21 protein-coding genes and 3 pseudogenes are annotated in these 26,113 nt (G+C 60.2%); 12 read left to right on the top strand and 12 right to left on the bottom strand.

Annotated features, from left to right (window positions below; all coding sequences use genetic code 11):
- Nucleotides 1-6 precede the first annotated feature (6 nt).
- Nucleotides 7-1,422, bottom strand: a complete 1,416-nt coding sequence (locus HWW83_RS04635) for a pyridoxal phosphate-dependent decarboxylase family protein (protein ID WP_101453177.1) — start codon at nt 1,420-1,422, stop codon at nt 7-9.
- A 101-nt stretch (nt 1,423-1,523) separates the two neighbouring features.
- Between HWW83_RS04635 and HWW83_RS04630 the strand changes: the two genes are divergently transcribed.
- A complete protein-coding gene (locus HWW83_RS04630; RefSeq protein ID WP_142002634.1) occupies nt 1,524-2,399 on the top strand; it encodes a LysR substrate-binding domain-containing protein in 876 nt (291 codons plus the stop codon).
- Here the strand turns inward: HWW83_RS04630 and HWW83_RS04625 are convergent.
- Together HWW83_RS04625 and HWW83_RS04620 are read right to left on the bottom strand one after the other, a co-directional pair.
- A complete protein-coding gene (locus tag HWW83_RS04625) occupies nt 2,396-3,781 on the bottom strand; it encodes a CoA transferase (protein ID WP_033643591.1) in 1,386 nt (461 codons plus the stop codon). The two genes, HWW83_RS04630 and HWW83_RS04625, sit on opposite strands and share 4 nt — an antisense overlap.
- Nucleotides 3,782-3,842: 61 nt before the next feature.
- On the bottom strand, nt 3,843-6,023 hold the full coding sequence (locus HWW83_RS04620; RefSeq protein WP_069100619.1) for a glycoside hydrolase: 2,181 nt from the start codon (nt 6,021-6,023) through the stop codon (nt 3,843-3,845).
- 501 nt (nt 6,024-6,524) lie between these two features.
- Here HWW83_RS04620 and HWW83_RS04615 point away from each other — a divergent pair.
- The gene (locus HWW83_RS04615) at nt 6,525-7,223 is read left to right on the top strand and encodes an MgtC family protein (RefSeq protein ID WP_025303346.1); all 699 of its coding nucleotides are present in this window, start codon (nt 6,525-6,527) and stop codon (nt 7,221-7,223) included.
- A gap of 243 nt (nt 7,224-7,466) precedes the next feature.
- Nucleotides 7,467-10,166 (top strand): magnesium-translocating P-type ATPase, encoded by a 2,700-nt coding sequence (gene mgtA, locus HWW83_RS04610; RefSeq protein WP_033643589.1) that lies wholly within the window; start codon nt 7,467-7,469, stop codon nt 10,164-10,166.
- A gap of 48 nt (nt 10,167-10,214) precedes the next feature.
- On the opposite strand, the gene HWW83_RS04605 is transcribed toward mgtA, so the two are convergent.
- The 7 genes from HWW83_RS04605 to fdhD form a co-directional block, all read right to left on the bottom strand.
- Complete coding sequence (locus HWW83_RS04605) at nt 10,215-10,988, bottom strand: DUF3307 domain-containing protein (protein ID WP_033650823.1); 774 nt, start codon at nt 10,986-10,988, stop codon at nt 10,215-10,217.
- A 2-nt stretch (nt 10,989-10,990) separates the two neighbouring features.
- Entirely contained in the window at nt 10,991-11,587 is a 597-nt protein-coding gene (locus HWW83_RS04600) for a hypothetical protein (protein ID WP_069100618.1), read from the bottom strand.
- A gap of 213 nt (nt 11,588-11,800) precedes the next feature.
- Nucleotides 11,801-11,980 (bottom strand): hypothetical protein, encoded by a 180-nt coding sequence (locus tag HWW83_RS04595; RefSeq protein WP_004935085.1) that lies wholly within the window; start codon nt 11,978-11,980, stop codon nt 11,801-11,803.
- 95 nt (nt 11,981-12,075) lie between these two features.
- Nucleotides 12,076-13,185, bottom strand: coding sequence for a YbdK family carboxylate-amine ligase (locus HWW83_RS04590; RefSeq protein ID WP_122003949.1), 1,110 nt, complete (start codon nt 13,183-13,185; stop codon nt 12,076-12,078).
- Between the two features lie 73 nt (nt 13,186-13,258).
- Nucleotides 13,259-14,221: a Dyp-type peroxidase gene (locus HWW83_RS04585; protein ID WP_033643584.1), complete on the bottom strand. Its 963-nt coding sequence runs from the start codon at nt 14,219-14,221 to the stop codon at nt 13,259-13,261.
- 34 nt (nt 14,222-14,255) lie between these two features.
- Nucleotides 14,256-15,173: a bestrophin family protein gene (locus HWW83_RS04580; protein WP_164119674.1), complete on the bottom strand. Its 918-nt coding sequence runs from the start codon at nt 15,171-15,173 to the stop codon at nt 14,256-14,258.
- A 58-nt stretch (nt 15,174-15,231) separates the two neighbouring features.
- The gene (gene fdhD / locus HWW83_RS04575; protein ID WP_033650829.1) at nt 15,232-16,074 is read right to left on the bottom strand and encodes a formate dehydrogenase accessory sulfurtransferase FdhD; all 843 of its coding nucleotides are present in this window, start codon (nt 16,072-16,074) and stop codon (nt 15,232-15,234) included.
- A gap of 295 nt (nt 16,075-16,369) precedes the next feature.
- On the opposite strand from fdhD, the pseudogene HWW83_RS04570 reads away from it, so the two are divergent.
- The 7 genes and pseudogenes from HWW83_RS04570 to umuC all read left to right on the top strand — a co-directional run.
- A pseudogene (locus HWW83_RS04570) lies at nt 16,370-16,561 on the top strand (S24/S26 family peptidase); the annotation flags it as partial.
- Between the two features lie 14 nt (nt 16,562-16,575).
- Entirely contained in the window at nt 16,576-16,821 is a 246-nt protein-coding gene (locus HWW83_RS04565; RefSeq protein ID WP_033650831.1) for a hypothetical protein, read from the top strand.
- A gap of 117 nt (nt 16,822-16,938) precedes the next feature.
- Nucleotides 16,939-17,151, top strand: a pseudogene (locus HWW83_RS25655) (resolvase); the annotation flags it as partial.
- 75 nt (nt 17,152-17,226) lie between these two features.
- Entirely contained in the window at nt 17,227-17,598 is a 372-nt protein-coding gene (locus HWW83_RS04560; RefSeq protein WP_126502249.1) for a hypothetical protein, read from the top strand.
- A gap of 313 nt (nt 17,599-17,911) precedes the next feature.
- A pseudogene (locus HWW83_RS25830) lies at nt 17,912-18,091 on the top strand (SOS response-associated peptidase family protein); the annotation flags it as partial.
- A gap of 188 nt (nt 18,092-18,279) precedes the next feature.
- A complete protein-coding gene (umuD, locus tag HWW83_RS04555) occupies nt 18,280-18,714 on the top strand; it encodes a translesion error-prone DNA polymerase V autoproteolytic subunit (protein WP_047574693.1) in 435 nt (144 codons plus the stop codon).
- Between the two features lie 2 nt (nt 18,715-18,716).
- On the top strand, nt 18,717-20,033 hold the full coding sequence (umuC, locus tag HWW83_RS04550; RefSeq protein WP_047025430.1) for a translesion error-prone DNA polymerase V subunit UmuC: 1,317 nt from the start codon (nt 18,717-18,719) through the stop codon (nt 20,031-20,033).
- Nucleotides 20,034-20,060: 27 nt separating this feature from the next.
- On the opposite strand, the gene aceE is transcribed toward umuC, so the two are convergent.
- Nucleotides 20,061-22,736 (bottom strand): pyruvate dehydrogenase (acetyl-transferring), homodimeric type, encoded by a 2,676-nt coding sequence (gene aceE, locus HWW83_RS04545; RefSeq protein ID WP_164119675.1) that lies wholly within the window; start codon nt 22,734-22,736, stop codon nt 20,061-20,063.
- A 154-nt stretch (nt 22,737-22,890) separates the two neighbouring features.
- Here aceE and HWW83_RS04540 point away from each other — a divergent pair, with 154 nt between their 5' ends.
- Nucleotides 22,891-23,328 (top strand): MarR family winged helix-turn-helix transcriptional regulator, encoded by a 438-nt coding sequence (locus tag HWW83_RS04540; protein ID WP_033643576.1) that lies wholly within the window; start codon nt 22,891-22,893, stop codon nt 23,326-23,328.
- Here the strand turns inward: HWW83_RS04540 and HWW83_RS04535 are convergent, their stop codons facing one another.
- Complete coding sequence (locus HWW83_RS04535; protein ID WP_033643574.1) at nt 23,329-24,408, bottom strand: transketolase-like TK C-terminal-containing protein; 1,080 nt, start codon at nt 24,406-24,408, stop codon at nt 23,329-23,331.
- A 305-nt stretch (nt 24,409-24,713) separates the two neighbouring features.
- Here HWW83_RS04535 and HWW83_RS25770 point away from each other — a divergent pair, with 305 nt between their 5' ends.
- Nucleotides 24,714-26,063 carry a colicin-like pore-forming protein gene (locus tag HWW83_RS25770; protein ID WP_176589013.1) on the top strand — a complete coding sequence of 450 codons (1,350 nt, stop codon included), beginning with the start codon at nt 24,714-24,716 and terminating at the stop codon, nt 26,061-26,063.
- The last annotated feature ends 50 nt before the right edge of the window (nt 26,064-26,113 follow it).

Here is a 26,113-nt window from a genome sequence, read left to right as displayed (position 1 = left end):
AGGCGTTTAGGCCGTCTCCGCCAGGCAATGGCGCAGCGAGTCCAGCGTCAGGCGAATGTCCTGTTCCTCCGTCATCCAGTTGACCAGCGCGGCGCGGATCCCCGGCTGGCCGTTATAACGCGTAGGGGTGCAACGCGCCACCCCATGCCGGCTAAGGCGTTCGAGAAAGCGATCGCGCGCCGCTTCGCTGTCGCCCTGTGGATGACTGAGGGCAAAGCACACCACGTTCATATTCACGGGCGCCAACAGATGGAAACCGTCCTCGGCCGCTAACGCCGCTCCCAGCGCCTGCGCCAGTTCGACATTGCGCTCGACGATATCTCGTATGCCGCTGCGGCCATAGGCTTTCAGCGTCAGCCAAAGCGGCAGGGCGCGGAAGCGGCGCGAATTTTCCGGCGTCAGATGCAGATAGTTGTCTGGCCGCAGCGTCGGTGCTTCCAGGTAGGCCGAATGGTTCTGAAATACCTGCATCTGCAGATCCAGATGGCGGGTAAATTGGATCGCGCTGTCATAAGGCACGTTCAGCCATTTGTGCGCATCGACGGTGATGGAATCGGCATGCTGCCAGCCCTCGAGCCTTGGGGCGTAGAGCGGCGAGCAGGCCGCCACGCCGCCGAATGCCGCATCGACATGCAGCCAAAATGGATAACGCTCTCGCAGCGCCAGCAGTTGCGGCAGATCGTCGAAAGCGACGGTATTGACTGTGCCGGCACTGGCCAGTACCAACGTTGGCTGGCCTGCGCTAGCGGCCAGCTGCCGCTCCAGCGCCGCCATATCCATGGCTTCAGACTCCGGCAGGCTGGCGACGATCGTCAACGCCTCGCGGCCGATACCGAGCATGCTGAGCGCCTTCACGCTGCTAGAATGCGGATTGGCTCCCAGAACCCGGATCGGGCCCAGCGCCGCCAGGCCGTGTTGGGCGATATCCACGCCGCGCTGTTGCCCCAGCCACTGCCGACCAATGGCCAGCCCGGTGAAATTGGCCATGGTCGCGCCGCTGACCAGGCTGCCGCTGAACGTTTCCGGCAGGCCCAGCAGGGATTTCAATTGCGTCACGGCCGCCAGCTCGATCGTGGCTGCGATGGTATCATGGCTGAGCAGGCTATTTTGGTCTGTCACGCTAACCAGCCAGTCCGCTGCGACCGCCGCCGGGGTGCCGCCGCCGGTGACGAAGCCGAAATAACGCGGGCCGGCGCTGGCGGAAATGCCGGCCTGATAACGTTGCCAAAAGCGCTCCAGCGCCGCCAGGGCGCCTTCGCCGTTTTCGTCGAGCCGATCGTCGCCCGGTTGCAGCTGCTGATGCTCGAGCGGTGGGCAGACCGAGCGTTGCTGCAGCCCAGCCAGGAAATCTTCCGCCAGTTGGCGGGTGTGATCGAGGATCTGCGGAAACTGTGCGAGGTCCTGTTGTAAACGTGGATGCATGGCGGCTCCGAAAGCGTCAGGGATGATGGGGTAAACATAGAACATTTGCCTGCCGGTCAAAATCGATGAAAAATAACCTTTTTGGATAGCCTGGTTAACCAATGATGAGTGAACGCATTCCCTTGCATGTCTTGCCGACCTTTGCGATCGCCGCCAGGTTGGAAAATTTGCGCGCTGCGGCGCAACAGGTGCATTTGACGCACGGCGCGGTCAGCCAGCAAATTCAGCTGCTGGAGCAGGCGGTCGGCTCTCCGCTGTTTGAACGGCGCGGGCGCGGTGTGCGCCTGAATGCCGCCGGGCGAGAGTTGCTGGCGGCGGTAGAGCCGGCGCTGCAGGCGCTGCAGCAGGGCGTCGCCCGCGCCCGGCGAGCGGCGGCAAGCCAGACGCTCCGCATCAGCGTGTTGCCGTCTTTTGCCCATTACTGGCTGCTGCCGCGTCTGTCGGCTTTTCATGAGGCCTGTGCCGATATTGCGCTGGATATCGATGCGTCGCTGGCGCTGCAGGATCTGTCGCAGCGGGGGTTCGATGCGGCGATCCGCATCGGCAGCGGTCAATGGGCGGGGCTGCAGGCGCAGCGCATCGCCTCGGGGGACGTGTTGCCTGTCGCTTCGCCGGATATGGCGCGAGAATGGGGGGCGGCTTTCGAGAACGGTGGCGATATTCCGTTGCTCGAGCACGACGTCAGTCCCTGGCGCGACTGGTTCAACGCGCAGGGGCGCCCGTTATGCGGGCGGCAACAGGCGTTGTTCAACGATGCCGGATTATTGATTCGCGCGGCGGAGCAAGGGTTTGGCATCGCGTTGGCGAAAAAGCTGCTGGTGCAGGATGCTCTCGACGCGGGGAGGCTGGTGGCCTTGGCCGCGCCCTGTCGCCTGAGCGATGACGACGTTTATCTGGCATGGCCGCAGACCGTCGGGTTGACGCCGGCGGTCACCCGCTTGCTGCAGTGGCTTCAGCAGCAGTTGGCGGCGATTTAGCGGCGTAGCCATTCCGGTTGCGAGGTGCCGAGCGTGGTCGCCGGCAGCGCCCATTGCAGCGCCGTGCCCTGCAGACTCAACGGCGCGCGCAGGCGTTGCGCGGCCCCCCAGTGAGTCAGTTCCGTTTCAGGGTTCTCGTCGGCGCTTCCGGCCGGTGTCAGCGGTTCCGGCCGATAATGCGTCGGGTAGGGATGCGCCAGCAGCAGCTGCGCCGTCCGCGCCAGCGACAAGCGCGCGCGATAGCCGGTGCCGCGGTACAGGCGCTGCGTCATACCGGTCAGCACCGCCGCCGCCATCAAATAGCCGGTGGCGTGATCCAGCGCCTGTACCGGCAGCGGCACAGGCAAACTGGCGCTGCGCCAAACCATGCCCGCCTCCGCCAGCCCGCAGCTCATCTGCACCAGACTGTCGAAACCGCGCCGGGTGCGCCACGGCCCGCTCCAGCCGTAGGCATTCAGGCAGACGTCGATCAGGCCCGGCGCCAGCGCGTGCCTTTCCTCCGCGCCATAGCCCAGTTTCTCCAGCGCGCCGGCGCGGTAGCCGTGCACGATCACGTCGGCGTTTCTCAGCAGGTGCTCAAACGTATGGCGATCGCGCGCATTGGTCAGATTGAGGCGCGCGCTGCGCTTGCCCAACATCACTTCGTGTTCGACCCCGGGCTCATCCCACCCGTAAGGGTCGATACGCAGCACGTCGGCGCCCAAGCCGGCGAGAAAACGCGTGGCGATCGGCCCGGCAAGAATGCGCGTCAGGTCCAGTACCCGCACGCCGTGCAGCGGCCGGGCGACGGGTAGCGTCCAGCCGGGCGATGGCGCTTCCGGCTGCAATGCGGTGTGGATCAGCGGTTCGAGCGCCACGCTTTTACCCTGAATATGTTGTCGCCACGCGGCCGCCGAACGCATTTGGGCTGCGCAGCCGCCGGCCGCGATCACCGCTTCCTCCAGCTCGCTTTTTTTCCAGGCCAGCACACGTTCCGCCAGCGCGCCTTTCTTCGATGCCGGGCCCAGCACCTGTTCCACCGCTCGCCGATGGTGTGGCGCATTGGTATGCAGGCGTATCCAGCCGTCCGCCGTGGCGTAGTCGCCGGCCAGCGCGTCCCAGGCGGCGGGCAGCGTCCAACCCAGCGGGCGTAGCGTCCAGCCGAACCAAAGCGAGGCCAGGCGTTGATCGACCCAAACCTGCTGCGCGGCGGCGCCCTCGCGCCGCAGCAGCTCGGCGCAGGCTAAACCTGCGGCGCTCCAGGCGGCGGTGGCCAATTCGGTCACGGGAAAAGCCGAAGGCAATGCGCCGGTGCCGCTTACGGTGAGGCGATCGGCGGGGGCAGGGCATTGCCCGAGGCTTTGCCAAATCTCGTCGAGCAGAGTGTGGATCAGGGGAGTCATCGGCCGCTCCTTGTGGGTAAACGGAAATATAGCCTAGCGTAGCCCACTGTCGGCGGCCTTGCTAAGGTGCGACGTCGAGAGTGCGGCCGTCGGCCAGTTTGGCGCGTACGCTGTGGGGCGCCACGCCGCCGAAAGGTTGCGCGCTGAAATTGGCGGTCAGGGTCGATCCGTCGCTGAACGTCGTCTGTTGCACCCAGCCGTCCCGATCGAGCCAGCGGAAGTCGGTTAACGCTTTATCCCACAAGGCCTGATGCAGCGGCCGGAAGGCGGCATCGGCGCGTTTTATCGCCGGTAAGCGCGCCGCCAGAGTGGTGCGGCTCAGGTGGAACATCGGCGCGGTGTTGTACAGCTGGCTGAGCAGGCTGCGGGTGGTCTGAACGTCGCTGAACTTCAGATTGTCGTAATTCCAGTGGTGGCTGCTGACGATAGCATCGTGGAAAACGGCCTGATACAGCGGCAGGCGGTAACGCGGATCGAATTCGACGGTACGGTAGGGCTGTTTCACTTTGGCGGGGCGGAAGAAAAACGCCGGTTGGGCGTTGGGCCACCAAGCGCCGAGATAATAGGGCGAGGATTTATCCTGATTCATCTGTTTATCTCCCCAGCCGAATCCCCAGGTTTCCATGCCGTGGGCGAACATCAGGCTGCGCGCGGTCACTGCGTTGCCATCCTCTGAGCCCAGCGGCAACTTAAGGGTGGCGCTGAACCAGGCGAGCCGGGCGTTGCGGGCTTCGGCCATCTGCGCCGCGCCGGTTGGGTGGTCGGGCTGATAGTCGTCGGACACCATGCCGGTGCCGTCCACATCGAGAAACAGGCTGTTCAACCCGGCCAATTGCACCAGTTCGCGCATGCGCTGTTGAGAATAGGGCAGGACACAGCCTGGATTGAGGTAATAACCCTGTTTACCGAAGCCGGGTTTCCTGCTGCCGTCTGCACGCACGATGGCGCAGGATTCCCGCAGCGTCGTCGGCAACTGCGCGGTGAGCCAGCTGTCGTTGACGCCGCGTGCGATGGCGGTATCGTAGGAGTCGTAGCTGGCGATCAGATAACCGGCCGCTTTGGCGGCGGCTACCGCTTGCGGGTGCAGGAAGGCGGCGGTCCAGTTATCGGTGCCCAACCACAGGCGCGGCAAACCGGCCTGGCGCAGCGCGTCGATCAACGGTTTGGCCAACCCTTGCCCCCAACCGTCCGCTGGGGTTAACCAGCGTCCCAGCTCCCGTTGCGCCAGCGCCCGCACTGCGGCGGCCTGGCGCTGTTGCGCCTGCAGAAAGTCGGCGTCATCCGGCGTCGCGCCAAGCGCGAACTGCGCCGTCAACGCCCGGTTGATGCCGTCGATCAGGGGCTGTTGTTGCCAGCCCTCCGGCGTTTTTCCCGCCAGCCGCAGCAGCAAGCTTCTGCTCTCGGCGTCCATCTTCTGCCGCAGCGCTTCGGCGGCGGGAGAGGCGAAGTAGTGTAGTAATCCCGGCCAATCCTTGACATCCTCCGCCGCCAGCAATTGGTCGCCCCACAGATAGATATGGGTAGCGCCGATCAGCTTTTCGCCTTCGGGCGCCTGCTTGATCTTCTCGCGCAGGCTGCTGAACCGGCCGTTTTGTTGCAGATAGTCGCGGTAACGGCGGGCGCCGGACAGCGGGGCGTTGCCGACGTGCAGCAGCACCTCGAATGCCTGTTGTTGATTGAAGCGATTGAATTGGTGGCTGGCGCGCATCGCCAGCTTTTCCTGCGCGGTGGCGAAGGCTATCTGGTTACTGAACGGCGTCAACATCAGCCAGCTGTAGACCTTACCCTGGTGTTGCAGGCTCCACAGCGGCAGTTTCAGATCCCAGTTGGTATCCAGCGGCGTCATTTCCGTCGTCAGGTAATGACGCCAGACCGCGTTGTCCAGCGGGATGCGGCTGCCTTCGCCGATCGGCAACAGCAGCGTTTCTCCCTGCGGCATACGATACCAGTTCAGGGTTTGCGGCCGATCGCTGCTGAAGCTCAGGCGCAGATCGCCGCCTTCCAGACGGGCGCTGACGTTGATTGCGCGTTGCGGCCATCGCCAGCTGGCGCGTCGTGGCGTTGCGGTAAGATCCGTTACCTGCTGCGCAGGCTGCGCCAGATTGATCGGCACCGGGCCTGCGGCGATATGCAGCGTGGCAGGGTCGAGTTCAAACTGCACGTCGCCTTGCTGCAGCAGTAAGGCTTCGGCGGGAAAACTGATGAGCAGCGCCAGCGCGAGCGGGGAAAACCGTTGTTTCATCAGGGGCGTCCTTGGAAGATGAAAGAGGGCAGTTTACCGATAAGCGCAGTGTCACCCAATGTCGCCATCTTCTATTTGTGACATCGAAATATAAACGCCGTATTCCAGTTTATTTTTCGTTTAATAAATTAGCCTTTACTTCATTACCCGACGTCACTATACTCAGCCAAAATTTCAGTGGAGAAACCCAATTGGACAGTTGTAGTTGTAATAAAACAAATAAGGCAAGCTGACCAATTCTCTTCTGATTTGTTGCTTGCCGTTATCGGCGGGCAGCACCCCTCTCCAGTTATTTCTGAGCTGTGCATACCCGAATAAGAAACGTTTCCTGATGCCTGACGGTTTCAGGTGAATTGAGTTGGACGTTATTATGGTATTCTGCAGCCACAGCCTTTTCCCTCCAGGCACAGCACGCTGATTCGCTGATTTATTTTCAGCGCGATTTCGCGTGTGCTAAACAGCACATGATTTTATCTCCTGCGGTTAATTAAGGGGACAGTCATGGCTATGACTCCTTTCGTTTTGAATTTATTGCTGGCGATGTGCCTGGGCGCGGTCATTGGCGCCGAACGCCAGTGGCGCCAACGCATGGCCGGCCTGCGCACCAATGCGCTGGTGGCGACCGGCGCGGCGGTCTTTATTCTCAGCTCCATGTCCACCGATCCGGCCAGCGCCGGCCGCGTGGCGGCGCAGATCGTATCCGGTATCGGCTTCCTCGGCGCCGGCGTGATCATGCGTGAAGGGCTTAATATTCGCGGCCTCAATACCGCCGCCACGCTGTGGTGTTCGGCGGGGATCGGCGTACTGTGCGGCCTGGGCCAGCATTGGGATGCGGTGGTCGCTACGCTGGTGATCCTGTGCGCCAATATCCTGCTGCGCGAAGCCGCGCAGCGCATCAATCTGCAGCCGCATCAGCAGGCGACCGATCTGGAACTGTGCTATCGCATTCAGGTGACCTGCGGCGAGCAGGACGAAATTCTGGTGCGCACCCTGATCCTGCAGGCGCTGAACGGCGTCGCCTTGCGGCTGCAATCCTTGCGCAGCGCCGATATTTCGAGCCCGGGGCAATTGGAAGTGTGCGCGGAAATTACCGCTACGCCGGCCGCGCAAAAAGAAATCGAAGGTATTGTCTGCCGCGTCAGTCTGGAAAAAAGCGTGAGTGCCGTTCGCTGGCGCGTCGCGTCCGAATTACCGGTCTGATTAATGATATAAATATTGATTAACTTGATTATATGTTCAGGTTTATTCATGCACGCCTTGAATAACGCTGAACATTAAGGAGGCGTTATGGACGATGACCCCGGAAGGAAAATGATCCCAGCGTGGCTGACAGGGTAATTCCGCCATTTAGTCACGCTAATAAAAAATTCCAAGCTGCGCATAGTCACCTGTTTATCGGGCGGGGCTTCGCTGTGCGCAGAACTAAAATAAGAGAATAGCGTTATGACTCAGATTAATGAAAGAACGCGTCGCCGTGATAAAGACGCGGTGACCTACGCCATTGCGCAAGAGGCCACCAACAGCATCGCTCAAACGCTGGCGAACCTGAAGTGCAACCGCAACGGCTTGACCCAGGACGACGCCGATGAGCGGCTGGAGCAGTTCGGCGCCAACCAGGTCGCCCATGACAAGGCGCCGCATGCCTTGATCCAGCTGATCAAGGCCTTCAACAACCCGTTTATCTTCGTGCTGATGGTGCTGGCTGCGATCAGTTTCTTTACCGATTATTGGCTGCCGCTCCAGAGCGGTGAAGAAACTGAACTCACCGGCGTCATTATCATCCTGACCATGGTCACGCTGAGCGGGCTGCTGCGTTTCTGGCAGGAATACCGCACCAACAAAGCGGCGGAAGCGCTGAAATCGATGGTGCGCACTACCGCCACGGTGCTGCGCCGCAGCAGCTACAGCGCGCATCCGCTGACGCTGGAAGTGCCGATCCGCGAACTGGTGCCGGGGGATATCATCCAGCTCTCCGCCGGTGACATGGTGCCGGCCGACGTGCGTCTTATCGCCTCGCGCGATCTGTTCATCAGCCAGGCGATTTTGACCGGCGAGGCGATCCCTATCGAGAAATACGATGCGATGGGCAACGTGGCGCAGAAGTCGAGCGAAGGGGAAGTATCCAGCGAGAACGCGCTGCTTGAGCTCTCCAACATCTGTCTGATGGGCACCAACGTCGCCAGCGGTACCGCTACGGCGGTGGTGGTGGCGACCGGCGGGCGCACCTACTTCGGCTCGTTGGCCAAATCGATCGTCGGGACACGGGCGCAGACTGCGTTCGATCGCGGGGTGAACAGCGTCAGCTGGCTGTTGATTCGCTTCATGCTGGTGATGGTGCCGGTGGTGTTGCTGATCAACGGCTTCACCAAAGGCGACTGGAGCGAAGCGGCGCTGTTCGCGCTGGCGGTGGCGGTCGGCCTGACGCCGGAAATGCTGCCGATGATCGTCAGCTCCAACCTGGCGAAAGGGGCGATCGCCATGTCGCGTCGCAAGGTGGTGGTGAAGCGTCTGAACGCCATTCAGAACTTTGGCGCCATGGACGTGCTTTGCACCGACAAGACCGGCACGCTGACCCAGGACCGCATCATTCTCGAGCACCACATCGACGTCAACGGCGCCAGAGATAACGAGGTGCTGCACCTGGCCTGGTTGAACAGCTTCCATCAGAGCGGCATGAAGAACCTGATGGATCAGGCGGTGATCCGCTTTGGCCGCGGCAAACCGGGGATTGAAGCCCTGGGGCGTTTCAGCAAGGTGGACGAGCTGCCGTTCGATTTCGTGCGCCGCCGTTTGTCGATCGTGGTGGCGGATGAGAATGGCCGCCAGCAGCTGATCTGTAAGGGCGCGGTGGAGGAGATGCTGGAGATCGCCACCCACGTGCGCGAAGGCGATCAGACGCTGGTGCTGGACGACGCGCGCCGTGCGGCGTTGCAGGCGCTGGCCCGAGAATATAACGAAGACGGTTTCCGCGTGCTGGTGCTGGCGACGCGCGAGCTGGATGCGCAGCGCCCGGCCGAACCGCTGAGCGTGGCCGACGAACGCGATATGGTGGTGCAAGGGCTGCTGACCTTCCTCGATCCGCCGAAGGAGAGCGCTCAGCAGGCGATCGCCGCGCTGCAGGAAAATGGCGTGACGGTGAAGGTGCTGACCGGCGACAACCCGGTGATCACCTGCAAGATTTGCCGCGACGTCGGGCTGGAGCCGGGCGAGCCGCTCTCCGGGCTGCGGATTGAACAGATGGATGACGAAGAACTGGCGCGCGAAGTGGAACAGCGCACGGTCTTCACCAAGCTGACGCCGCTGCAAAAATCGCGGGTGCTGAAAATGCTGCAGGCCAACGGCCATACCGTCGGTTTCCTCGGCGACGGCATCAACGATGCGCCGGCGCTGCGCGACGCCGACGTCGGCATCTCGGTCGACACCGGTACTGATATCGCCAAGGAGTCGGCGGACATCATCCTGTTGGAAAAGAACCTGATGGTGCTGGAAGAGGGGGTAATCAAAGGGCGCGAGACCTTCGGCAATATCATCAAGTACTTGAACATGACCGCCAGCTCCAACTTCGGCAACGTGTTCTCGGTGCTGGTGGCCAGCGCCTTCATCCCGTTCCTGCCGATGCTGGCGATCCACCTGTTGATTCAAAACCTGATGTACGACATTTCCCAGCTGTCGCTGCCGTGGGACAAGATGGACAAAGAGTTCCTGCGCAAGCCGCGCAAGTGGGACTCCAAAAACATCGGGCGCTTTATGCTGTGGATTGGGCCGACCTCGTCAATCTTCGATATCACGACGTATGCGCTGATGTGGTACGTGTTCGCCGCCAACAGCGTGGAACACCAGGCGCTGTTCCAGTCCGGCTGGTTCATTGAGGGGCTGCTGTCGCAAACGCTGGTGGTGCATATGTTGCGCACCCAGAAGATCCCGTTCATTCAGAGCACGGCGGCGCTGCCGGTCTTGCTGACCACCGGGTTGGTGATGGCGCTCGGCATCTACATTCCGTTCTCGCCGCTCGGCGCCCTGGTTGGCTTGCAGCCGCTGCCGTGGGAATACTTCCCGTGGTTGGCCGCTACGCTGGTCAGCTACTGCGTGGTCGCACAGTTGATGAAGCGTTTCTATATCCGCCGCTTCGGCGAGTGGCTCTAAGCCGCCTCGGCGTTCACTTCGGGGGCGAAATTCTTCGCCCCCGCACCGCTACAGCAGTTTGTTGACCAGCAGGCCGAGCATGATGGTCAGCGTGAAGGAAAACAGCGTGCCGAGCAGCACATACTCGGTACGCATCTTATCGTCACTTTGGCGCAGATCGCCGAAACGGAAGATAGATTTGGCCGCCAGCAAAAAGCCGATCGCCGGAATTTGCCCCAGCAGCACAAAGGTCAGGATCAGCGTTCTTTCCAGATAGCCAATCTGTTTGCCCGCGCGCAGCAGCGAATCGTTGTCGGCCTTGGCCGAAGGCGGCATTTGCGGCGTCCAGCGCGCCAGCAGTTGCCCAATCAGCAGGCTCATCGGCAGATAAATCAGGCTGTAGGCCACCAGCACCAGGCCGGTTTGCCAACTCCCCAGTTGCCGTCCCAACGCCGCGAGCAGTTCACCGGCATTCGGCGTCAGCCCTAGCCACAGCAAGGCGATCACCGCCAGATGCAATCCCTGATCGAGCAGAAAGCTGCGGGCCGGGCTCAGGCGGATCATGGCGGTGACTTTCAGCAAATCGATCAGGTAGTGGCTGACGGCGATAACCAGCAGACTGACCAACACCTGCAGTGAAGACAGTCCGCCGTGCAGCAGGCCGAAACCGGCCACCACCCAGGCGGCCAGCACCCCATGCAGCAACGCGTGCAGCAGCAGAAAACGCGAACGCGCGCGATGTTGGATTTTATCTTCCACCCAACTCAGCGGCTGCAGCGGAAAATCCGCCAGCAGATGGACGATCAACAGCCAGGCCAGTAAAGGCGCATAGGTCAGATCCATAGTCAGACGATCCTGTTAATGGCGTGAATAAACCGCATGATCTCCTCATAGGCCGCGCGTTTGAGCGTGGCGGAGACCGTGGAAGCGGCTTTTTGCAGCTGCTCGGCTACGGCCGCGCCGCTGTCGGCGAACATTCTCGCCTGGACGATGCGCGCTTCGGTCTGCGACAAGCGGCCAATGACATGATCTAACATCGGCAGCAGATCGCTGACAATGGCGTTTGTCCGATCGTTGTCGGTTTTCAGAGCCAGGCGGCAATTTTTCGTCATGGCGTCCAGCGCGCTGCCGGAGTTGATAAAGGCGCTACCGTAACCGGCGGCGTCGGGCCGTTGGCTACCCAGCCCGACGGCGATGCGCGCATCCCAGTGAGCGGTGCCCATCGCCCGCAGCGCAGTGCGAATATACACTGCCAGCAACAGCCCGTCCTCCGGCGCGGCCTGCGCCTGGAAGGCATCGCCGCGAAAGATTTCCACCTGGCGCAGCCGCCCGTCGCGCTGCAGCCGATCGAGCAGGCTGTGCAGCCCGTTGAGGTAGTTGACGGTGTCTGACCGGCGAGAATCGACCAGATCGCCGCTGATTACGCTGATTGGCGTCGGCATGGCGTGATCCGTTGTGGATGGGGGATGACTATAAATTCGCACCTGAATACGAATATGTCAATAATTCGTCTCTAAAGGCGAATTTTCCGGGTGTTGGTCGGTGGAGGCGAAACGTCGGGGGCGAAGAGAAAGGGAGAGAGACGGCCGGGAATGCGCGGACCTGTCAGGCCCGCCACCGGCGGCGTAGACGGAAAGAGGCCGGCGACCGGCCGTTCAGAAGCTTTTGACCAGCACGTCACGCGGCATTTCACTGCCGTGTTTCAGCAGGTGCTCAAACGATCTTTCGCTGCTTTTCAGCTGCTGCAAAAACTCCTGCGGCGACAGATCGTGCTTTTTGCCGCTCATGTAAGCCAGCGCCAGTTCTTTTGCCTGATAGCGGGAGAAATTGTACATAGTGTCCTCGATACGGTGAATGTCAGTGCTCACGATTGTAGCGAAAGAGCACATAATGAACAGCCGCTTTGGCGTATGGAATCGATAGCCGAAACTTAACTTGCCGGTTGCAACAGCTCATCGCACAGGCGTTTGATGACCTGGGTTTGCGGCAGGCCGTTGTGCAACATCTGGCGGATATGCTCCGAATCGCTGATGCCCCGGCGCACATGGCGCTCGACCGCCTGCAGCACGGCCCGATCCTCCTGCCGCTCGGCGAAGCCGCTCAGCGAGTCGAGGGTGTGCAGGATATGTGCGGTCAGGCTGCAGCGGCGCAGCGTGGCGGGATCGACGTATTCGGCGGCGAAACCGCTGCGATAGGCGTTGATCTTGTTGTAGTTGGTGAAGGCATCGTACTCCGGCGCGATCGGCGTGCGGTGTTGCAACAGAAAATCGGCCAGCAGACGGCAGTAGCCGACCAGCAGCGTGGCGTGCGCGAGGCGCAGCGGCGTATCGCAGATGCGGATCTCTACCGTGCCCAGCTCCGGTTTCGGCCGCGCATCCCAGTAAATATCCTTGACGCTGTCGATGACGCCGGCGGCATGCAGCCGGTCATAGTAGGCGTTGAATTCGCGCCAGCTGTAGATGTGTTCCAGGCAGCCGTAATTGGGGAAAGAATTCTGTGCGCTGAAACGGGAGCTGGCAAAGCGCGTATCGACGCCCTGGTACAGCGGTGACGAAGCGCTGAGCGCGATCAGCTGCGGAAAATAGGGCGTCAGCGCATGGCACAGGTACATCGCCTCGTCTCCGTCGTTGACGCCGAGGTGGATGTGTTGGCCGAATACGCAGGCCAGTTTGGAGAGATAGCCAAAGCGGCTGGCCAGCTGCCTGTAGCGCGCGTTGTCGCTGATGACCTGCTTGCGCCAGTCGTTGCTCAGGTGGCGGCCGCCGCCGCAGACGTCACAGCCCAGGCGTCGTGCGCTGCGCCGGACGGTATCGGTCAGGGCGCGCAGCTCGGCGTGCAGCGCATCGAGATCGCGGTGCACCGAGCTGTTCAGTTCCACCATCGACTTGGTGAGCTCATGTTTGACGCGTCGGCGGTCGCCGACCGCGCTGACCACCCGGTCAGCCCGATCCGTAAGATCGTAGTGCTCGTCATCGACCAGCTGCAGCTCTATTTCGGTGCCGATGGAGAGTCTTTCCGACGGTTTGAATGTGAGCGGCATGGCGCCTCCCCCTCAATAACGCAACGTTAATTCAGTATAAGTCGCGGGGGGAGGCATTGCCGCCGAAGAGGCGTTAGTGCAGTTCGGCGCCGCTGCGATCGGCCAGCGCTTCCAGCAGCGGGGCAGAAGGCACGAAGAACAGGGTGCCGGTCACCGCGTGGCTAAAATCGAGCAGCCGATCGTAGTTGCCGGCCGGGCGGCCGATAAACATGTTTTCCAGCATCTGCTCGATCGGCTGCGGGGAGCGCGCATAGCCGATAAAGTAGGTGCCGAACTCGCGCAGGCCGGGGCGGCCGAACGGCATGTTGTCGCGCAGAATTTTCACCTCGTTGCCTTGCTCGTCGGTGATGGTGGTCAACGAACTGTGCGACGACGACGGTTTGACCGCTTCATCCAGCTCGATGTTGGACTGTTTATGGCGGCCGATGATCTTCTCCTGCGTTTCCACGCTGAGCGAATTCCAGCCCTGCATATCGTGCAGGTATTTCTGCACCAGCACATAGCTGCCGCCGCTGAACGCCGCGTCTTCGTCGCCGATCACCGTGTAGTCGAAGGCTTCGTGCCCCTCCGGGTTCTCCGTACCGTCGACGAAGCCGATCATGGCGCGCTGATCGAAATAACGGAAGCCGTGCACCTCCTCGATCACCGTCACGGCGTCGCCGAGCTTGGCGGTCAACTGAGAGGCCAGTTCAAAACACAGATCCATTTCATCGGCGCGGATGTGCAGCAGGATGTCGCCAGGCGTGGCGACCGCAACGCGCTCCCCGCTGCCGATCGGGCTGAACGGATGCAGCTGGCGAGGGCGCGGCGCGCCGAACAGCGTATCCCAGGCCTCGGAGCCGAAGCCGCAGACGCAGGTGAGATTGCCCGCCGGCGCGCGTTTGCCGACCGAACGTACCACGGCGGCGATATCGCCGCACCAGGCGCGCACCGCCGCCAGATGGGCGGGAACGGGCGACAGGGTGGCGACGATGAAAATGGCATGGCGCGTGACCGGCGTGAATACGGCTTGCGGCGGGGTGTTATTTGCATTCATTGCATTCGGCTCCAGTGTGTTCGGGTGAAATAGATCAGATCAAATTAAAGTGCTCGTCGGGTTTCATCAGCGGTGGCAGCGGGCTTTGGTCGTTCATTTCCAGCAGGTTGCGCTCGATGGTGTTGCAAATGGCGTTTAACGGCAGATGGTTGGCCGACACGCCGAACGGATCCTCCAGCTCTTCGGCCAGTGAGTCCCAGGATAAGAAGGTATAGGAAATGAACACCGAAACAAACGGTGTCATGTAATGCAGATCGGTCACCAGGGCAAAAGGCAACAGGCTGCAGAACAGGTAAACGGTGCGCTGCAGGATCAGGGTATAGGCGAACGGCACCGGGGTGCTGGCGAGCCGTTCGCAGCCGCCGAGGGTGTGAGACAGTTCGCTCAGCTTATCGTCGATCAGCCCGAAGGTGATGTCGCTCAGCAAGCCCTGACGGCGCAATTTGCCGATTTCCTGGCCCAGCATCAGCAGGATGCGGTTGGTCGGCATCGGGCTGGCGATCACCTCGGCCAGCTCGTTGCCGGTGAGATTGTGGTACAGATCGGCGGTGGGGTCGGTGCCGCGCAGCTGATGCTTCAGGCTCCAGCTAAAGGCGATCAGCAGCTTGGCGACCTTTTGCTGCACCGCCGGTTCGTCCGGCAGCAGGCTTTTGATCTGGCGCAGCAGGGTGCGTTCGGTAATCAGCAGCGAGCCCCACAGGTTGCGCGCTTCGACAAAGCGGCTGTAGCCGGCGTTATTGCGAAAGCCGAGAAAAATGGCGATGGCGATGCCCAACAGGCTGAACGGCGCAATGGTCAAATGCACGCCGAGCTGTTCGTACCATTGGTAGCTGATCACCGCCACTATCGACATCAGCACGTTCAGCGACAGGCGAAAGGTAATTTTTGACAGCACGGAACCGTGCCAGGCGAACAGGCGAAAAAACCAGTTCTGGTGCGGGCGAATTATCATAACGTGGGTGCTTCCTGGTGTCCTGCTATTGAGAATAGTCGATTCTTATCCGGCGGCGCTATGCCGCCGTTGTCGATTGCCAGAGCCGTTGCGGGTGCGTATAGACGGTGGCGCGCCCCGGTTTGCTGAAGCCCACCAGCGTCAGGTTGCTGCGCTCGGCCACTTCCACCGCCAGACGGGTGGCGGCGGAGACGGCGAACAGGATCTCGACGCCGCACATGGCGGACTTTTGCACCATTTCATAGCTTGCGCGGCTCGAGACCAGCGCCGCCCCTTGCGACCAGGCCTGTTGGCTGCGGTAACCCAGCAGTTTGTCGAGCGCCACATGGCGGCCGACGTCTTCACATCCGCCGCTGAGTGCGCCGTCCGGCTGGATCCAGGCCGCCGCATGGGTGCAGCCGGTCAGTTTTCCCACCGTTTGCACTTCCTGCAGTTGAGCCAACGCCCGGTCGAGTTGGGCCAAATCGAAACGTTGGGTGAAGGGCAGCGGTGCGATGGGCTGAGCAACCTCCTGCAGCTGCTCGACCCCGCAGACGCCGCAGCCGGTGCGGCCGGCCAGGCTGCGGCGCTTCTCTTTCAGCTGCATAAAGCGGCGGCTCGAGAGCTCTACATGCACTTCAATGCCGTTGCAGGCCGGTTGTTGACGGATGTCGTAGATATCGTCGGGAGAGGTGATGATGCCTTCGGACAGCGAAAAACCGATGGCGAAGGCCGCCAGATCTTTCGGCGTCGCCATCATCACCACGTGGGAAATGCCGTTGTACACCAGTGCGACCGGCACTTCTTCCGCCAGCCAATCCTGCTGCGCCTGAGCCAGATCGGTGCGCTGCCAGACCGCATGGCGAGACAGGCAGGCCTGTTCGATGTCGTCGGTTTCTGCGAGGAGTAGGTGCTTGTTCATAACGTTCTCGTGACCGTCGGTGACGAGGCGCCGACGGGGATGAATGCTTATTGAGCAGGTGTGGACATTATACAGGATTCTGATCCCGCTCGCGTAGGGAATCACGCCCTGCAGGTTATCCACAGTTTTAGTGGATAACGTGTGTGCAAGGCAGCGTGAAACCGTTAGCAGGCGTAAAAAAAAATCGCTCAGAAAATTATTATATTACGCGGCAAAGCGCGATCTGCAGGGGGATAGGGGGTTGCACGCGTTCGCGTTTTGTTTATGTCTTACTGTATAAATATACAGTTTGATTATGATTATGCTGAGTACTTTAAGGTTGTATGCTTTTTCACCAGGTGAGCCCCTAACGTTACCGCTGTTTGCCGATCGCGTGGCCTGCGGTTTTCCCTCCCCGGCGCAGGACTATGTCGAGAGCCGGCTGGATATCGGCAAACTGCTGGTGCGGCACCCCAACGCCACCTACTTCGTGCGCGCCAGCGGTGAGATGGAGCGAGCAGGATGGATCAGGCACTGAATTTTTCACTCAGCTATGCGCAGCTGATCCGGGAAGCAGAAGATGCGATTAAAAAATGCAATCTGAACCAGGGCGGGATGGGTTACACCCTAGAGTTGGGTAAGCCTTCTGCCATTCTGAGTTTCTGGTACGGTCTGGCGCTGCAGGGCTATCCGGGCACAATAATGGATGAACGTGTTGATGCCGACCGGCTGCGCCTGCATGTCCTCATCTATAAGAGAGAGGAGTGACATCGTGGCAACGGTTAACGTCCGCCGGCCGTCGCCGCTGTAGCGACGGATGCTGATTGTGCTGGCCGAACCTGCGTGCCCCCTGCCTGCTGCTGTGGCGCGCGGACGGAACGATCAAGTCGCCGCCAACGGCAAAAGCCGGGAATTGAACGGGCGCATACGTTGGGTAGATACCGGGGAAAGCAGGCAGATCAGGAACGACATCAGAAAGTCCTGTACTACCGACAGATTAAGAAACTGAGCATCCGAGAAACAGCAGACGCGACAGGCTACAGTACTTCCCAAGTTTGTCGCATTCAGGCCTTCTATAAAGAAGTTGAGACTGATTAAAAAGCAGCCTTAATGTACAATAATTTTCGATATCCAAACTGACCCCATGAACAATCAATGAGTTAGAGGTGAAAGATGATTTCATACAAAAAAATCATACCTGCTCTTGTCATATTCGCTTTATCTAATGCTGTGGCATATGCGAATGATTTCGACAAATCAAATGAAGCGATGGCAATTTCAGCAATAGGTTTTTCTGGCTCAAATGCTCGTGTTGCACATGATGTTTGTGGGGCAACCAATGAGAAAATTGATAAATATAAAAAACAAATAAAAGACTCATTAACTAGAACATTAAAGTATGAACAGTCAGGATTCGATACGCATTGGGATAATGGTTGGAAAAATGCTGATTTTTTGGTTAAGTCATTAAGTAATGATGAAGCCTATAAAAAAGAATATTGCCGAGAGGTTTTAGATGGAATTAATAATCCGGAAATGAATTAAGGATTATTCCTTATTCGGGATTCTACGCCGGAACCCCAGATTTTTCCGTCCGCTAAAATTATCCCCGGTTGAGCAGCTTTATACCGTCAGCTCGCAGTGGACCATCAGGGAAAATGTGGCGGTACAGCGTTTGTCGGGTTATCCCAAGCTCCTGGCATAACGTACTGACTTTCGTCTCTGGCCGTCCCATTGATGCCATTGCCAGTCGCAATTTTATTGGCGTCATTTTGTAAGGCCGTCCGCCGTTCCTCCCGTGGGCTCTTGCTGAGGCAAGGCCTGCCGCTGTTCTTTGCGGCGCTGTACGCAGCAGAGACCGACGGCCGCGCGCGACTGGCTCGACTCCCGCTTAGTCCCGCCCTCTGGTCAAATGCAGGCTGACGTGTACAGCCTGCAGGCAGAGGATTTCGTCTGGCAACCGGTATCGCCCGCCGTCGGCGCCGTTCGCAATGACAATCCCTCACTCATCCTGCCCATCGATACGCCAACGGTCTGAGTGCCGCATTATCCACAGTTTTGGTGGATATCATGTGTGCAAACACACGTGAAGAACGCCAAAAGCTGCAGGAAAAATCGCTCAGAAAATTATTATATTACGCGGGAAAGCGCGATCCGCAGGGGGATTGGGGGTTGCACGCGTTCGCGTTTTGTTTATGCTTAACTGTATAAATATACAGTTTGGTTATGATTATGCTGAGCAATTCAAGGTTGTATGCTTTTTCACCAGGTGAACCCCTAACGTTACCGCTGTTTGCCGATCGCGTGGCCTGCGGCTTTCCTTCCCCGGCGCAGGACTATGTCGAAGGCCGGCTGGACATCGGCAAGCTGCTGGTGCGGCACCCCAACGCCACCTACTTCGTGCGCGCCAGCGGCGAGTCGATGATCGACGGCAATATTCAGGATGGCGATCTGTTGATTGTCGACAGCGCCCTGACGCCGGAGCACGGCAATATCGTGATCGCTGCGGTGGACGGTGAATTCACCGTCAAAAAGCTGCAGCGCCACCCCGACGTGCGGCTGTTGCCGATGAATCCCGCCTACGCGCCCATCGTGTTCGACGACGAAGCGCAGCTGGAGATCTTCGGCGTGGTGACCTTTATCGTCTACGCGGCGCTGTAACCATGTTCGCCCTGGTAGACGTCAACAGCTTCTACGCTTCCTGCGAGACCATCTTTCGGCCCGACCTGCGGGGGCGGCCGGTGATTGTGTTGTCCAACAACGACGGCTGCGTGATCGCCCGCAGCGCCGAGGCGAAGGCGCTGGGCGTGCCGATGGGCGCGCCTTATTTCAAGATCAAAGAGGAGATGCGCCGTCGCAACGTCGCGGTGTTCTCCTCCAACTACGCGCTGTACGCCGATATGTCCCGCCGGGTGATGGACACGCTGGAGGAGATGGCGCCGGCGGTGGAGATCTATTCACTGGACGAAGCCTTTCTGCGGCTGGACGGCGTGGCGCGCTGCGAGGCGCTGGAACCGTTCGGCCAGCGGGTGCGCGATCGCATCCGGCGCGAGCTGCATTTGACGGTCGGGGTTGGCATTGCGCCGAGCAAAACGCTGGCCAAGCTGGCCAACTTCGCGGCCAAGAAATGGCGCGGCACCGGCGGCGTGGTGGATTTATCCGATCCGGCGCGCCAGCGCAAACTGCTGGCGTTGCTTCCGGTGGAAGAAGTGTGGGGCGTGGGCCGCCGCCTGACGCGCCAGCTGCAGGCGATGGGCATTCACACCGCGCTGCAGCTGGCGGACTGCGATACCCGGCTGGCGCGTAAAACCTTCAGCGTGGTGCTGGAGCGCACGATACGTGAGCTGCGCGGCGAGTCATGCCTGCAATGGGAAGATGAGGCGGCGGCGAAAGAGCAGATCATCTGTTCCCGCTCGTTCGGCCAGCGGTTGACGCACTACCCGCACATGCGCGAGGCGATCTGCAGCTATGCCGAACGCGCCGCCGAAAAGCTGCGACAGGAAAAGCGCTATTGCCGCAACGTGTCGGTGTTTATCAAAACCAGCCCGCATTCGGCGGGCGAAGGCTATTACAGCAATATGGGCACCGCCCGGCTGCAAACCCCGAGTAACGACAGCCGCGACATCATCGCCATGGCGGTACGTGCGCTGGAAAGCATCTGGCAGGAGGGGCGACGTTATCTGAAGGGCGGCGTGATGCTGGGGGATTTCAGCGCCGCCGCCATGGCGCAGATCGACCTGTTCGACGACTGCCCGCCGCGCCGCAACAGCGAGCGCCTGATGGCGACCCTCGATCGCCTGAATCAGGAAGGGCGCGGGCGCGTGTGGTTCGCCGGGCAGGGGATCGTCAAACCGTGGCAAATGAAGCGCGACATGCTGTCGCCGGCTTACACCACCCGGCTGGCGGATATCCCGCTGGTGCGGTTGGGGGAGCGGGCGCCGCGCGCTGCCGAATCGAAGGAAGAAAAACGCCGCGGGTGACAACCGGCGGCGTGGGTAGGCTGAGTGTTACTTCACCGCCGCCGGATCCGGTTTATCGGGGGCGATGCCGTACAGCGCCATGGCGCGGTTGACCTCGCTGCGGGCGATACGGCCTTCGTCAGCCAGCAGCTTCAGGGCGGCGAGCGCGATGAAATGGCGGTTGACCTCGAAGAACTCACGCAGCGCCTCGCGGGTGTCCGAGCGGCCAAAACCGTCGGTGCCCAAGGCGATAAAGGTGCGGTCGGGCAAGAACGGTTTGATCTGATCGCCGACGATCTTCATATAGTCCGTCGCTACCACTACCGGGCCGGGATGCGCCGCCAGCAGGCTTTGTATATAAGGGACTTTCGGCGGATCTTCCGGATGCAGCAGGTTCCAGCGTTCGGCCGCCATGCCGTTGCGGCGCAGCTCGCTCAGGCTGGTGGCGCTCCAGATATCGCTGGCGACGCCAAAGTCCACGGCCAACAGCTCCGCCGCCGCCAGCGCCTCGCGCATGATGGCGCCGCTGGCGACCAGCTGAGCACGCGGGCTCTCTTGGGTTGTCGCTGCGCTCTGTTTGAGCAAATACGCCCCCTGGATAATCCCGTCCTCTACGCCCGCCGGCATCGGCGGCTGCGGGTATCCCTCATTGAGCAAGGTGATGTAGTAGTAAATATCCTCTTGCTCAACGAACATCCTGCGCATGCCGCTCTGAACAATCACCGCGAGTTCATAGGCATAGGTCGGATCGTAGGAGACGCAGCTGGGGATCACGGAAGACAGCACGTGGCTGTGGCCGTCGTCATGCTGCAAGCCTTCGCCCATCAGGGTGGTTCTGCCGGAGGTGGCGCCGAGCAGGAAACCCTTGGTGCGCGCGTCGGCCGCCGCCCAGGCGAGATCGCCCACCCGCTGCAGCCCGAACATGGAGTAGAAGATATAGAACGGGATCGTCGCGACATCGTGGTTGCTGTAGGCGGTGCCGGCGGCGATCCAGGTCGATATCGCGCCGGATTCGTTGATGCCTTCCTGCAAAATCTGGCCGTCTTTGGCCTCTTTATAGTAGCTGAGCTGCCCGGCATCCTGCGGGGTGTACAGCTGGCCGAGCCAGGAATGGATGCCAATCTGGCGGAACAGGCCTTCCATGCCGAACGTGCGCGACTCGTCCGGCACGATGGGCACGATCAGTTTGCCGATGTTGGGGTCTTTGAGCAGCGCGCCGAGGATATTGACGAAGGCCATGGTGGTTGACATGTTGCGCTCGCCGCTGCCCTTAAGGAGACTGTCGAAGCGCGATAACGCCGGTATCGCCAGCGGGGCGGATTGGCCGAAGCGGGCGGGGATGTAGCCGCCCAGCGCGGTGCGCGTCGCGGTGATGTACTTCGCCGCCGCGCTGTCGGGCTCGGGCTTCAGATAAGGGATCGCTTCCAGCTGCGCATCGGGGAGCGTCAGCCCCAAACGATCGCGGAAGGCTTTCACCGCATCCTGGCTCATTTTTTTCAACTGATGGTTGATGTTCTGCCCTTCACCGGCTTCTCCCATGCCGAACCCTTTGACCGTTTTGGCCAATACCACCGTCGGCCTGCCCGGGGTATGCATCGCCTGATGGTAGGCGGCGTACACCTTTTGCGGATCGTGGCCGCCGCGGTGCAGCGCCCAGATCTCATCGTCGCTCAGATCGGCGACCAGCGCGAGCAACTCCGGGTACTTGCCGAAGAAATGCTCCCGCACATAGGCGCCGCTTTGCGACTTGAAGGTCTGGTAATCGCCGTCGACGCACTCCATCATGCGCTGCATCAGCAGCCCGGAGCGATCTTTTTGCAGGAGTTTGTCCCAGCCACTGCCCCAGATCACCTTGATCACCTGCCAGCCGGCGGCTTTGAAGGTGCCTTCCAGCTCCTGAATAATCTTGCCGTTGCCGCGCACGGGGCCATCCAACCGTTGCAGGTTGCAGTTCACGACGAAGATCAGGTTATCGAGTTTTTCTCGCCCGCCCAGCGCAATCGCCGCCAGCGATTCCGGCTGATCCATCTCGCCGTCGCCGAGAAACGCCCACACCTTTCTCCCCTGGTGCGGTTTCAACCCGCGGTATTCCAGATAGCGCATGTAGCGCGCCTGGTAGGCGGCGGTCAGCGGCCCCAGCCCCATCGAAACGGTGGGATATTGCCAGAAATCCGGCATCAGCCGCGGGTGCGGGTAGGAGGAGAGGCCGCGGCGCGCGGATTCGCGGCGAAAGTTGTCGAGCAGCTCCTCGTCGATGCGGCCTTCGAGATAGGCGCGGCCATAAATGCCGGGGGCGGAATGGCCCTGGATATACACCATGTCGCCGGCAAACTCATCGGTGCGTCCGCGGAAAAAGTGCGTGAATCCCACGTCGTAAAGCACCGCGGCCGACTGGTAGGTGGCGATGTGTCCGCCGACGTTGGAATGTTTGCCGGCGCGCAGCACCATCGCCATGGCGTTCCAGCGAATAAACGCATTGATGCGCGCTTCCGCGGCCAGATCGCCGGGATACGTCGGCTGCTTATAGACCGGGATCGTATTCACGTACGGCGTGGTGACCATGCTGAAGAAATCGCCGTGTTTTCGCTGATCGGCTTCGGCCATTCTTTCCAACAAAAAATGCGCGCGTTCACGGCCGTCGATGTCGGCGACGCCTTCAAATGCCTCAAGCCATTCAGCCGTCTCTTGTGGGTCAAGATCTGCTTTTACCGCGGGTTGGTTCATAAAAGCTCCAAATGTACTTACCTGATAAGGCGCTGAGCGATACAGGAATTTATTGAATTGCATATGCAAGAGTTGCAAATGCAATAATGGTGAAAGCCACTCTATCCCTTTACAATTGCAATTGCAACTCACCGCTTTTGACGAGAAAACTGACATGACAGATAAACAACCCGACCTGTGGTTCTCCTTCGTGCGCGCGCACCGGGCAATCATCAAAAAGATAGAAACGCAATTGTCGGAGGCGGGGCTGCCGGCGTACGCCTGGTATGACGTGTTATGGGGATTGGAAAGCGGGGAAAACGGCACGCGCCGCATGCATGAACTGGCGGACGTGTTGGTGATTGAGCGTTATAACCTGACCCGCCTGATGGATCGCCTGGAAAAAGAGCGGCTGGTCACGCGTTTTCGTTCGGATGACGACCGTCGGGCCTCCTTCGCCACCATCACCGAGGAAGGCAAGGCCCTGCGGAAAAAAATGTGGGAGATCTACCGTGCGGTGGTCAAAACCCACTTTCTCAATCAGTTCAGCGAAGAAGAGATCGCACGCTTCTCCGACGCGTTGGACAACGCGATGCAGCTGGCCAGAGCGTGATCAGGCATCGGGCGTGATGTGCAGAACGCGCAGCGCATCGGCGATCAGCGTCGAGGGAATTTTCTGCTCGTCGGCCAGCAGTTTGAGGGCACATAGCGCAATCCATTCCGCCTGCGGATAGTGAATTTCGCCCCGGGTGCGAGAATCCGAACCCACCGCGGCAAAGCGTGCGGGAATGAACCGCTTGAGCTGGTTGGCAATCAGGTGCGAGTAGTCGGTAACGGCGACGACGGGGGCATTCCCGGCGCCCAGACACGTTTTCAGATGGCATTCGCCGCCGCTGTCCTGGCGCTGCATGTCGGCGAGTTCAGCATCCTGCGCCAACCGCGTGTAGCTGGGGCAGCTCCAGATTTCGGCCGCGATGCCCCAATTTTTCAACACCTCAGCCGCCTGCTGAACGCGGGCGAGCGTTCTGCCTGCGCCGCACAGGCGAACCTGCAACGGCGAGTCCGCCGCCGCCGCGACACGATACATCCCCTTGAACGCCTGCTCTGCGACAAACGGCTCACCGGAAGCGGGGGCATCATTGTCTGCGTTGGTCGCGAGATACACCATCTTTCTCGTTCCCTCCAGATAGAGCGCGTGCAGGGCGTGATGGAGTATCGCGCCGGTTTCCCGGGCATTGGCCGGATCGAAAGGCAGCCAGTCCGGCATGGCGGTGAGCTGGAGCGGGAACCAGGCCTGCACGCCTTTCGGCAAGTCGGTACTGCCGGTATCCGCATCGCTGATGAAAATCCCCTTGCGATTGGTTTCCGGCTCAAGCCCGCGGAGCATGTCCACCGAAGGGGTGTTGACGACGTAAAACAACGGTTTCTCATAACGTTCTGATTGATGGCCAAACCAGAGCGGCCAGGCGGTGGCGTAGCGGGAGCTCGGCGGTTCGGCGCGCCTTCTACCGTCGATGAGCCAGATGTTGCCACTGGCGTTTAGTTCGCTCAAGGCTTCCGCCGTCCAGGCGGTGGAAGAGGGAAGCGCCGCGCCGGCGTTCTGGCTGACGGAGGCCATCTTGCGGATACAGGCTTCGGCCAGGGTTCTGGTCCTGGCGGAGGCGGCAGGCATTGTTATACGTTGAGGCGACATGCGGAGCATTCCCTTTGAGTTGCAAGTGCGATGATTGTAATTGCAATTCATGGCGTGTGCCAATGACTTCTGAACAGGTCGCAGCCATCCAGGCGTGACCCGCGGCGATATATTCAGGTTATGCAGACGCGATCCTATTTGTTTCACCGACCAGACAGCCGCCATCCGTTGTCCTTATTTCTGCGGTTTTTTATAAATGACGGGCAGCTAAAAACGGTTTGCCGATAGGGATAATGCGCGTGTCAATCCGCGTTAAACGAGAATATCGGCATCTTAAAAATAAAACGAAATAAGGATGAAAGCATATGCCTGGATTTAATTATGGTGGTAAAGGAGATGGGACTAACTGGAGTTCTGAACGCGGTACGGGCCCTGAGCCGGGGGGCGGCGATAAAGGCCATTCCGGCGATCGCGATCGCGGCGGCGCCGGCGTTGGCAACAGCCCGGAACAGCAACAGATAGCGGCGATCCAAAACGATCCGGCGCTGCGCATGAAGCTGGAGGCGGTGATTAAGGCGGCGCGCAGAATTAACCCGGATGCGAAATTGCATATTGAAAGCGTCAGCCCATCCGGCACGCTGAGCCTTTCCGCCACCGGTTTGACGGCCGATCAGGCGAAGCACATTGGCCTGGGGGGGCTGGTGATGGGGGTCAACGCCAAGGGGGTGACAGTGGCGATCGGGGATATCGAAACCGGCCATGCGCGCAAGCCCTCACCCCCTGGCAAAGGCGGCAACAATGGCCTGAATACCGGGCAGATCGGCGCCTCTTCGTTAGGCAGTTTCGTGACAGACTCGCATCGCGATCGGCCCGTCAGCGGCTGGCATGGCAACGGCAAAACCGGCGAATTCTCGACGACCCGCACGACCGGGAGTTACTACGGTTTTCATCATTTGAAGGTGGAAAAGCAAGACGGAGTGGCGACCTACAACCTCTACTATAAGGCCAATAAGAACCGGCCCGCGTTTATCGCCGTGGTGAGAGGGGATAACCTGAATGCCATGGAGGTGAAATATGCCAACGGCAAGCCGGTAAAATCACCCGGCTCGGTAAAAACGATCGTTAAGGAATTCGTCGAATATCAAAATGCGGAATTAAAAGCCATCAAGGATGGCGTCAGCCTGGCCGCAGGTATCAATAAAGATATCGCGGAAAAGATCGGCGCGAAATACGCCAAACTCGCCAAGGATTTGGAGGCGGGAATTCAAGGAAAATATATCCGCAACGTGCAAGATGCGGAGAAAACCTACGAGCAATTGACGAAGGGCCTGAACAAAAAGCTCAAGGCGCAGGACAAAGCGGCGATTGTCGCCTGGCTGAAAATGATCGATGCGGAACAGTATGCCCGCAATGCGCGGGTATTGGGCAAGGTCTTCACCGGGGTGGACTGGGCGATCAAGGGCGCGGATCTGGTAAACGCCGCGATTGAAGGTTTCTCAACCGGCAACTGGAAAGCGTTCCGCAACCAGCTCGAAGCGCTCGGGTTGTCGATCGGCGCAGGGTATACGCTCTCCGCTATCGCCGCGTTTTTCGCGCCGACGCTGGTGTCGTCGACGGTGGGCATTTTCGCCTTCGCTTACCTGTTTGGCTGGGCCACCAGTTATATCGATGCGGAACGTGCGGGGGAGCTGGAGAAGTGGGTCGCTGACCTGTAACGGCATGAGGGGGCTGGCCCCCTCATTTTATCCCTCACACCCTCTACCTC

The organism is Serratia ureilytica, from assembly GCF_013375155.1.
Classification (GTDB): Bacteria; Pseudomonadota; Gammaproteobacteria; order Enterobacterales; family Enterobacteriaceae; genus Serratia; species Serratia ureilytica.
The sequence above is the reverse complement of the archived record's forward strand: the minus strand, read 5'-3'. Positions and strand labels throughout refer to the sequence as shown.

Coding starts and splice junctions, on each gene's coding strand:
- aceE (WP_164119675.1), bottom strand. CDS start 22,736: ATGAACCAACCCGCGGTAAAAGCAGATCTTGACCCACAAGAGACGGCT.
- HWW83_RS04590 (WP_122003949.1), bottom strand. CDS start 13,185: ATGCCGCTCACATTCAAACCGTCGGAAAGACTCTCCATCGGCACCGAA.
- HWW83_RS04625 (WP_033643591.1), bottom strand. CDS start 3,781: ATGACTCCCCTGATCCACACTCTGCTCGACGAGATTTGGCAAAGCCTC.
- fdhD (WP_033650829.1), bottom strand. CDS start 16,074: ATGAACAAGCACCTACTCCTCGCAGAAACCGACGACATCGAACAGGCC.
- umuC (WP_047025430.1), top strand. CDS start 18,717: ATGTTCGCCCTGGTAGACGTCAACAGCTTCTACGCTTCCTGCGAGACC.
- HWW83_RS04540 (WP_033643576.1), top strand. CDS start 22,891: ATGACAGATAAACAACCCGACCTGTGGTTCTCCTTCGTGCGCGCGCAC.
- HWW83_RS04605 (WP_033650823.1), bottom strand. CDS start 10,988: ATGGATCTGACCTATGCGCCTTTACTGGCCTGGCTGTTGATCGTCCAT.
- HWW83_RS25770 (WP_176589013.1), top strand. CDS start 24,714: ATGCCTGGATTTAATTATGGTGGTAAAGGAGATGGGACTAACTGGAGT.
- HWW83_RS04560 (WP_126502249.1), top strand. CDS start 17,227: ATGATTTCATACAAAAAAATCATACCTGCTCTTGTCATATTCGCTTTA.
- mgtA (WP_033643589.1), top strand. CDS start 7,467: ATGACTCAGATTAATGAAAGAACGCGTCGCCGTGATAAAGACGCGGTG.
- HWW83_RS04630 (WP_142002634.1), top strand. CDS start 1,524: ATGATGAGTGAACGCATTCCCTTGCATGTCTTGCCGACCTTTGCGATC.
- HWW83_RS04535 (WP_033643574.1), bottom strand. CDS start 24,408: ATGTCGCCTCAACGTATAACAATGCCTGCCGCCTCCGCCAGGACCAGA.
- HWW83_RS04565 (WP_033650831.1), top strand. CDS start 16,576: ATGGATCAGGCACTGAATTTTTCACTCAGCTATGCGCAGCTGATCCGG.
- HWW83_RS04585 (WP_033643584.1), bottom strand. CDS start 14,221: ATGAATGCAAATAACACCCCGCCGCAAGCCGTATTCACGCCGGTCACG.
- HWW83_RS04620 (WP_069100619.1), bottom strand. CDS start 6,023: ATGAAACAACGGTTTTCCCCGCTCGCGCTGGCGCTGCTCATCAGTTTT.
- HWW83_RS04580 (WP_164119674.1), bottom strand. CDS start 15,173: ATGATAATTCGCCCGCACCAGAACTGGTTTTTTCGCCTGTTCGCCTGG.
- HWW83_RS04600 (WP_069100618.1), bottom strand. CDS start 11,587: ATGCCGACGCCAATCAGCGTAATCAGCGGCGATCTGGTCGATTCTCGC.
- HWW83_RS04595 (WP_004935085.1), bottom strand. CDS start 11,980: ATGTACAATTTCTCCCGCTATCAGGCAAAAGAACTGGCGCTGGCTTAC.
- umuD (WP_047574693.1), top strand. CDS start 18,280: ATGATTATGCTGAGCAATTCAAGGTTGTATGCTTTTTCACCAGGTGAA.
- HWW83_RS04615 (WP_025303346.1), top strand. CDS start 6,525: ATGGCTATGACTCCTTTCGTTTTGAATTTATTGCTGGCGATGTGCCTG.
- HWW83_RS04635 (WP_101453177.1), bottom strand. CDS start 1,422: ATGCATCCACGTTTACAACAGGACCTCGCACAGTTTCCGCAGATCCTC.